The 4,966-nt window shown below is 75.1% G+C and carries 5 protein-coding genes; 3 read left to right on the top strand and 2 right to left on the bottom strand.

Translation table 11 applies throughout. The features are described 5' to 3' along the window. A partial coding sequence (locus HPY23_RS03490) for a tetratricopeptide repeat protein (protein ID WP_236017622.1) occupies nucleotides 1-1,125 on the top strand: 1,125 nt, incomplete at its 5' end. Nucleotides 1,126-1,136: 11 nt separating this feature from the next. Further along, nucleotides 1,137-2,360 (top strand): MFS transporter, encoded by a 1,224-nt coding sequence (locus tag HPY23_RS03485; RefSeq protein WP_091881564.1) that lies wholly within the window; start codon nucleotides 1,137-1,139, stop codon nucleotides 2,358-2,360. Between the two features lie 8 nt (nucleotides 2,361-2,368). Here the strand turns inward: HPY23_RS03485 and HPY23_RS03480 are convergent, their stop codons facing one another. After that, on the bottom strand, nucleotides 2,369-2,755 hold the full coding sequence (locus tag HPY23_RS03480) for a gamma-butyrobetaine hydroxylase family protein (RefSeq protein ID WP_091881561.1): 387 nt from the start codon (nucleotides 2,753-2,755) through the stop codon (nucleotides 2,369-2,371). A gap of 127 nt (nucleotides 2,756-2,882) precedes the next feature. On the opposite strand from HPY23_RS03480, the gene moaA reads away from it, so the two are divergent. Continuing rightward, entirely contained in the window at nucleotides 2,883-3,932 is a 1,050-nt protein-coding gene (gene moaA, locus HPY23_RS03475) for a GTP 3',8-cyclase MoaA (protein ID WP_413231062.1), read from the top strand. 9 nt (nucleotides 3,933-3,941) lie between these two features. Here the strand turns inward: moaA and HPY23_RS03470 are convergent. Next, nucleotides 3,942-4,966, bottom strand: a 1,025-nt coding sequence (locus tag HPY23_RS03470) for a PilZ domain-containing protein (RefSeq protein WP_200649558.1), incomplete at its 5' end; no start/stop codon positions are given.

Here is a 4,966-nt window from a genome sequence, read left to right as displayed (position 1 = left end):
GAGCCGGCTGCGGCGCGGGCCTGCATCGCGGCCGCCGCCGAGCGGGTGGCGCGGGCCGGGACCGAGCGCGAGCGCAGCCACGTCGCGGTGGTGGCGCTGGCGATCGAGGGCCGGTCGGGGGAGGCGCTGGAGCACGCGCTCGCCCATGCCGAGGCCTGGCCGCGCGACGCCTTGATCCTGTCGATGCCGCTCGGCGCCTTCGGGCTCCTGGCCTTCTCGGGGCGGGCCGACCACGACCAGGCCCGGGTCGATCTCTGCGAGCGCCATGCCGCGGCTTACGCCCCGGACGATTGGTGGTTCGCAATCTCACGCGGCTGGGCCCTGACCGAGAACGGCGCCGTGGCGCGGGGCCGGGCGCTGACCGAGCGGGGTTTTGGCCTGCGGCGGGAGAACGCCAACGGCGCCCACGCCCTGTCGCACGCGCTGTTCGAGGACGGGGCCGGGGCGGAGGCCGAGGCGCTGATCGCCGACTGGCTGCCGGGCTACGACCGCGCGGGCGTCCTGCACGGCCACATCGCCTGGCACGCCGCCCTCGCGGCGCTGGAGCGCGGCGACGCGCAAGCCGCCCTCGCCCTCTACGGCGCGCATGTCCGGCCGGGGGTGACGGCGGGTCTCGCCCTCAACGTCGTCACCGACGCGGTCTCGCTGCTCTGGCGCCTCTCGGCCTACGGCCACGCCGTCCCGGCGGGCCTGTGGGACGAGGTCCGGGCCTATGCGGAGCCGCGCTTCGGGGAGGCCGGATTCGGCTTTGCCGACGCGCATATGGGGCTGCTCGCCGCCGCGACCGGCGACCGGGCGGGCGCGGCGTCGCGCATCGCCGCCCTCACCGCCCTCGCCGAGGCCGGCACCCTGGCGGCGGGGCCGGTGGTGCCGGCGATCTGCCGCGCCGCCCTCGCCTTCGCGGACGAGGACTGGGATTCGTGCGTGCGCATCCTCGAACCCGTCGCCGCCGAGGTGGTGCGCCTCGGCGGCAGCGGCGCCCAGCGCGAGGTGATCGAGGACACGCTCCTCGTCGCCCTGATGCGCGCCGGCAGGGCCGAGGCGGCGCGCACCCTCCTCGACGCCCGCCTCCACCGCCGCCCCTCGCCGCGCGATGCGCGCTGGCAGGCCCGGCTCACCGCCTGACGGGACGAACGATGTCGAACCCCGCCCTCCCCGCCGCGACGGACTCCGCCGGCTCCGCCCCGTCCGGCACCGGCAACGTCCTGCGCCTCGCCGTGGCGCAGGCGCTCGCCGGCGCCAACTCGGTCGTCGTCTACGCCACCGGCGCGGTGATCGGCAGCCAGCTGGCGCCGGACCCGGCCCTCGCCACCCTGCCGGTCTCGATCTTCGTCGTCGGCATGGCCGCCTGCACCCTGCCGGCCGGGCGCATCGCCCGCCGCCACGGCCGGCGCGCGGCGTTCCTCGCCGGCACCGGCTGCGGCGTGCTGGTCGGGCTCCTCGCGTCGCTCGCGGTGGTGCTCGGCTCGTTCTGGCTGTTCTGCCTCGCGACCTTCTTCGGCGGCGCCTACGCGGCGGTGGTCTTGTCCTTCCGCTTCGCCGCCGCCGATTGCGTCGCGCCGGAGCGCCGGCCGCGCGCCCTCTCGGCCGTGATGGCCGGCGGGGTCTTCGCCGGCATCATCGGGCCGCAGCTCGTCAGCCACACCATGGCCCTGTGGCCCGCCCACCTGTTCGCCGCGACCTTCCTGGCCCAGGCCGCGGTGGCGGCCCTCTCGGCTGTGGTACTGGCCGGGGTGCGGCTGCCGGGCCCGACGAGCGCGGAGCTCTCGGGCGGTCGCCCCCTCGCGACGATCGCCCGCCAGCCCCGCTTCGTCACCGCGGTGGTGTGCGGGGTCGTGTCCTACCTCCTGATGAACTTTTTGATGACCGCGGCGCCGCTCGCCATGCACCTGTGCGGCCTGACGCAGGACGACGCCAATCTCGGCCTGCAATGGCACGTCATCGCCATGTACGCGCCGAGCTTCTTCACCGGGCGGCTGATCGCGCGCTTCGGCGCGCGCCACGTCGTGGCAGCGGGGCTCGCGCTGACCGCGAGCGCGGCCCTCGTCGGCCTGTCGGGGCTGGACCTCGCCCATTTCTGGGTCTTCCTGGTCCTCCTCGGGATCGGCTGGAACTTCGGCTTCGTCGGCGCCTCCGCGATGGTGCTCGAATGCCACCGGCCGGAGGAGCGCACCCGGGTCCAGTCGCTCAACGACTTCGCGGTGTTCGGCACGATGGCGGTCGGCTCGTTCTCCTCCGGCGGGCTCCTGGCCCATTACGGCTGGGAGGTCGTCCTGTGGGTGTCGTTCGGGCCGCTCGCCCTGGCGGTCGCGGCGCTCGCCCTGGCAGCCGCCGCCCGGCCCGCCCCGGCGGCCGGCTGAGGGACGCCTCAGCGCCGCCGCGCCGGCTCGCGGCTCAAGTTGCGGGCCGCCAGCTCCTCCTCGTAGCGGGCAAACCGCGTCGCCCGCTCCTCGCCGAGGCGGCGCAGGAAGTCGAAGGCGTAGATCCCGGTATCGTGCATGTCGTCGAAGGTGAGCTTGACCGCGTAGTTGCCGACGGGCGCCACCGCCAGGATCTCGACCTCGCGCTTGCCGGGAATCCATTGCCGCTCGGAGGGGGCATGGCCCTGGACCTCGGCCGAGGGGCTCTCGACCCGCAGGTACTCCGCCGGGAGCGCGTAGGCCGCGCCGCTCGCATAGGCGACGTGGAGGGTGCGCTTGTCGCGCGAGAGCCGGATCTCGGTCGGCCAGTCGGCATCCGTGGTCGCGTCGGGCATGGGTCCGCGTCTCCCTGCTGCGCCGGCGTCGCTTGCCGGTCGGCCTGCGAGCGCTCATATGCAGACGGGACGCCGGCCGCCAGTGCCGCGCCCGAGGAAAGCCGTCTCCGTCGAGGATTGCAGCCGCATGTGGGGCCCCCGTACCGACGATCCGATGCCGGCGGCGTCCGTGCCGGCACGGCCCGCGCCGCTGATCGATCCGTTCCAGCGCGCCATCACCTACCTGCGCGTCTCGGTGACCGACCGGTGCGACCTGCGCTGCGTCTACTGCATGTCCGAGGACATGGCGTTCCTGCCCAAGCGCGACCTGCTCACGCTGGAGGAGCTGGATCGGGTCTGCTCGGTCTTCGTCGAGCGCGGCGTGAGGAAGCTGCGCATCACCGGCGGCGAGCCGCTGGTGCGGCGCGACATCATGCGGCTGTTCAGGAACCTCTCGCGCCACCTCGCCTCCGGCGCGCTGGAGGAGATGACGCTCACCACCAACGGCACCCGCCTGCGCCAGCACGCCGCCGAGCTGGCGGATCTCGGCATGCGCCGGATCAACGTCTCGCTCGACACCCTCGACCCGGACAAGTTCCGGGCGATCACCCGGCGCGGCGACCTGCCGACGGTGCTCGACGGCATCGCGGCGGCCCGCGAGGCGGGCCTGAAGGTCAAGATCAACGCCGTGGCGCTGAAGGGCGTCAACGAGGACGAGATCCCGGCGATGCTCGACTGGGCCCACGGGCTCGGCATGGAGATGACGCTGATCGAGGTGATGCCGCTCGGCGACATCGAGCCCGACCGGGTCGACCAGTTCCTGCCGCTCTCGGTGGTGCGCGAGCGCCTGTCGGAGCGCTACGCGCTCACGCCCCTGCCCGACCGCACCGGGGGCCCCGCCCGCTACGTGCGGGTGGAGGAGACCGGCGGGCGGCTCGGCTTCATCACGCCGCTCACCCACAATTTCTGCGAGAGCTGCAACCGGGTGCGCCTGACCTGCACCGGCCAGCTCTATATGTGTCTCGGCCAGGAGGACGCCGCCGACCTGCGGGCCGCCTTGCGCGCCTCCCCCGACGATGCCGTGGTGGCCGAGGCGATCCGGGAGGCGATCACCCGCAAGCCCAAGGGCCACGACTTCGTCATCGCCCGCCAGGCCAAGCCCGCGGTGGCGCGCCACATGAGCACGACGGGGGGCTGACGGGCCCTCTCAGATCCGGAACCCCATCCTGAGCGCCCCCCAGTGCCGGCCATGGACGCGGATCGGGCTCGCGACCTCGCGTAAGGGCGGGCGCCCGGCCTCGTCCTGCGGGCAGGCCTGGACCAGGAAGGCCCGGGTCGAGCGGGCGGCCGACAGGCCGATGCGGTCGTCGTAGAGGCGGCGCTGGCGGGCGTGCAGCGCGTTCCAGGCCGGGTCGCCGGCCCGGGGCGCCTGGGCCCGGGCGCGGTTGTGGACCGGCGCGTAGCCGTTGCGGTCGACCGCGATGCAGAACGCCGTGCGCGGATCGGCGAGCAGCAGCGGCTCGAGGATCGGCGGCAGGATGTCTTCCAGTACCGGCACCGCGGCGGTGAGGTAGTGCGGCGGCTCGATGCCGGCGACCGGCCGGTAGGTGGTGTCGAACAGGGCCTGGCGGGTGAGCCGGCCCTCGGCCAGCACCTGCTCCAGCGCGGCACCGACGGAAGCGGCGCCGCCCGTCGCCGCCGCGATCAGCGGCCGGTTCTCCTCCTCGATCGCCACCAGGGCATCGCGCATGCGCTCCTCGGAGACGGCGTCGGCGAGCGCGCAGTGCAGGCCCCGCGGGCTCGTGCCGACGACGAGGACCTGCATCCGGCCGGGACCGCGCAGGTCGAGGGACAGACGGGCGCCGACCGGCGCGGCGCAGCCCTCCGGCGGGGTCAGCAGCAGGCCGCCGCGGCTCACGTCGAGCACCCGCCCGAGGCCCCAGTTGCCGACCCGGACCGCGAGGTCGACCGGGTAGCGGTCGTGCTCGCGCCGGTCGCCGATCTCGGCCTGGCGCAGGGACGCCACGGTGCGCCCGGCGAGCCCCCCGGCGAGGCCCGCGATACCGGCGCCGACCGATTGGGCGGTCTCCATCCGCCGGGCCGCCTCGCGGGCGGCGCTCGCCGCCGCATCGGCGTCGCGGTCGAGGAGGTCGGTCGCGGCGAAGAGGTCCTGCGCCGTCCCGGCGAGGTGCCGGGCGGTCGCCGCCTGGGCGGTCGCCGCCGCCTCAGCGG

The organism is Methylobacterium ajmalii, assembly GCF_016613415.1.
In the GTDB taxonomy this organism is placed as follows: domain Bacteria; phylum Pseudomonadota; class Alphaproteobacteria; order Rhizobiales; family Beijerinckiaceae; genus Methylobacterium; species Methylobacterium ajmalii.
Note: the sequence above shows the minus strand (reverse complement) of the source record. Positions and strands in the feature narration are given on the sequence as shown.